This window comes from Mixta sp., from assembly GCF_024610815.1.
GTDB lineage: Bacteria > Pseudomonadota > Gammaproteobacteria > Enterobacterales > Enterobacteriaceae > Mixta > Mixta calida.
In genome coordinates, this window is record NZ_JANION010000028.1 from 1 (window position 1) to 2,577 (window position 2,577).

General features: G+C 53.6%; 2 protein-coding genes. One reads left to right on the plus strand and one right to left on the minus strand.

The features are described from left to right. The first annotated feature begins 280 nt into the window (after positions 1-280). Complete coding sequence (gene umuD / locus MYY08_RS01425) at positions 281-700, plus strand: translesion error-prone DNA polymerase V autoproteolytic subunit (protein WP_288012657.1); 420 nt, start codon at positions 281-283, stop codon at positions 698-700. A gap of 108 nt (positions 701-808) precedes the next feature. Here umuD and mqo read toward each other — a convergent pair whose 3' ends face one another. Continuing rightward, complete coding sequence (gene mqo, locus MYY08_RS01430; RefSeq protein ID WP_288012659.1) at positions 809-2,458, minus strand: malate dehydrogenase (quinone); 1,650 nt, start codon at positions 2,456-2,458, stop codon at positions 809-811. Positions 2,459-2,577: the final 119 nt, after the last annotated feature.

The window sequence follows — 2,577 nt, forward strand, 5'->3', positions numbered from 1 at the left end:
GTCATATAACGGGCGAGGCGGCAAAATAAATGCGGGTGTAAGAATCGCAATCCCTGTTCGCCAGCGCTGATTTTTTTGCCAAACGTATTAATAATGCTATTGCGTACGGGACAAGATAGCGCCCCTGCTTACTCAATAATAAATAAGCCTTCGCAGAGTAAAATGGCTGAAATATAAACGCCGTCCTCACGCTGCGCGGAAAAAAAGATACCGCTGCGCTTGATTAAAACCGCCCATTACGTTTACTGTGTTTATATACAGTATGTTTGGGCGAGTGGTTATGGAATTCATCAGACCTGTCGAGCTGGGCGCGCTGTTGCGTCTGCCGCTTTTTGTCGAACGCGTGCCGTGCGGCTTTCCTTCACCGGCGCAGGATTATATTGAGCAGCGTCTCGATCTTAACGACCTGCTGGTGCAACGACCCAGCGCAACCTACTTTGTCCGGGCCAGCGGTGATTCAATGACAGAAGGCGGCATCAGCGATGGCGATATGCTGGTGGTGGACAGCTCGCTCACCGCCGGGCATGGCGATATTGTCGTTGCGGCGGTGGACGGCGCCTTTACGGTAAAAAAGCTGGAGCTGCGGCCCAGGGTGCGGCTGATGCCGATGAACCCGGCCTGGCGGCCCATTATTCCCAGCGGGGAAGAGGGGCTGGAGATATTTGGCGTCGTGACCTTTGTGATTAAAGCGGTGAAATAGCGAGGCGGCGTCTGTCGCCAGGGCAAAAAAAAGCCTCCGAAAACGGAGGCTTTTTTCTGTTGCGTTACAGCGTGCTTCGCCGCAGCGCGGCGCGCTATACAGCGAGGCTTACAGCGCCATATCGTGCTGAGGCGCTTTAGACTCTTCCTGCTTCGGCTGCGCGGCAGGCGCATTGACGTTGTTCATCTGAATCACTGGCGGTTTGGTCAGTTTCAGCGTTGCCGCCGTTTCATCCCATACCTGCTGCGTCAGGGCAACGTTGCCGTTCAGCGTCTGGCCGTAGCTCGGTACGACGTCGTGCAGCTTGCTCTGCCATTCCGGTGAGTTGAACTGCTCCGGGAACAGTTTCTTGATCACGTTAATGGAGATCGGCGCGGCGGTAGAAGCGCCCGGCGATGCGCCCAGCAGGGCAGCCAGCGTTTTCTGCTGATCGGTAACAATTTCGGTACCCAGCTTCAGCACGCCGCCTTTCTCTGCGTCTTTTTTGATGATCTGTACACGCTGACCGGCCTGGATCAGTTTCCAGTCCTCTTTACGCGCGGACGGGTAGTACTCTTTCAGCGCTTCAAAACGATCTTCGTCGCTCAGCATCACCTGACCGATCAGATATTTCACCAGATCAAAGTTATCCAGACCAACGTCGGTCATCGGAATCACGTTTTTGGTGGTAGTGGTGCTTAACAGATCGAGGAACGAACCGTTTTTCAGGAACTTGGTAGAGAAGGTCGCAAATGGCCCGAACAGCACCACGCGCTTGCCGTCAAGGAAACGGGCGTCCAGGTGCGGTACGGACATCGGCGGCGCGCCGACGGAAGCCTGGCCATAGACTTTTTCAGCATGCTGGCTGGTGATAGCCGGGTTTTCGGTCACCAGGAAGGAGCCGCCAACCGGGAAGCCTGCATAGTTGTCCGCTTCCGGGATGCCGGTTTTCTGCAGCAGCTTCAGCGCGCCGCCGCCTGCGCCGATAAAGACGTATTTGGCGTCGATGGCATGTTTTTCACCGGTTTTCACATCGGTAACGGTTACGTGCCAGCTGTTGTCGTCGTTACGTTTGAAATCGGTCGCTTCGGTCGAGGTTTCCAGCGTGAAGTTTTTATTCTTCTTCAGGCTGCCGATCAGCTGACGGGTGATTTCACCGTAGTTGACGTCGGTGCCGACCGGCGTCCAGGTCGCCGCTACTTTCTGCTGCGGATCGCGGCCTTCGATAATCAGCGGCGCCCACTTTTTGATCTGCTGTTGATCGGTAGAGAATTGCATGCCCTGGAACAGGGTAGTCTGCTGCAGCGCTTTGTAACGTTTGGTCAGGTAATCGACGTTCTTATCACCCCAGACGAAGCTCATATGCGGCGTAGAGTTGATAAAGGAGTGCGGATCGTTTAGCACGCCGCGCTTCACCTGCGTAGACCAGAACTGACGGGAGATCATAAAGGCTTCGTTGATTTCCAGCGCCTTGCTGAAATCGATCGAGCCATCCTTACGTTCCGGCGTGTAGTTCAGCTCCATGTTGGCGGAGTGCCCGGTACCGGCGTTGTTCCAGCCGTTAGAAGACTCAAGCGCAACGCCATCCAGCTTCTCAACCATCAACTGTTTCCAGTCAGGCTGCAAATCGTGCAACAGCGTACCCAGAGAGGCGCTCATGATACCGCCGCCAATCAGCAGGACATCTGTCTTTTCCGTGGTGTTTTCAGCGTATGCGTTGGAACAGGCCAGCATTACTGCGAGAGATATTGCCGAATAAAGCTTAGTAGAATGTGACATTTGAGTTAAAAGCAATGATTTATAATAAAAAAGGAGCGACATTTTAACGTCTGATTCAACAAATGAAAGGTTTATTTAACAAATGTTGTTATTTTTTCCGCGAATAAATGGTATAGGAC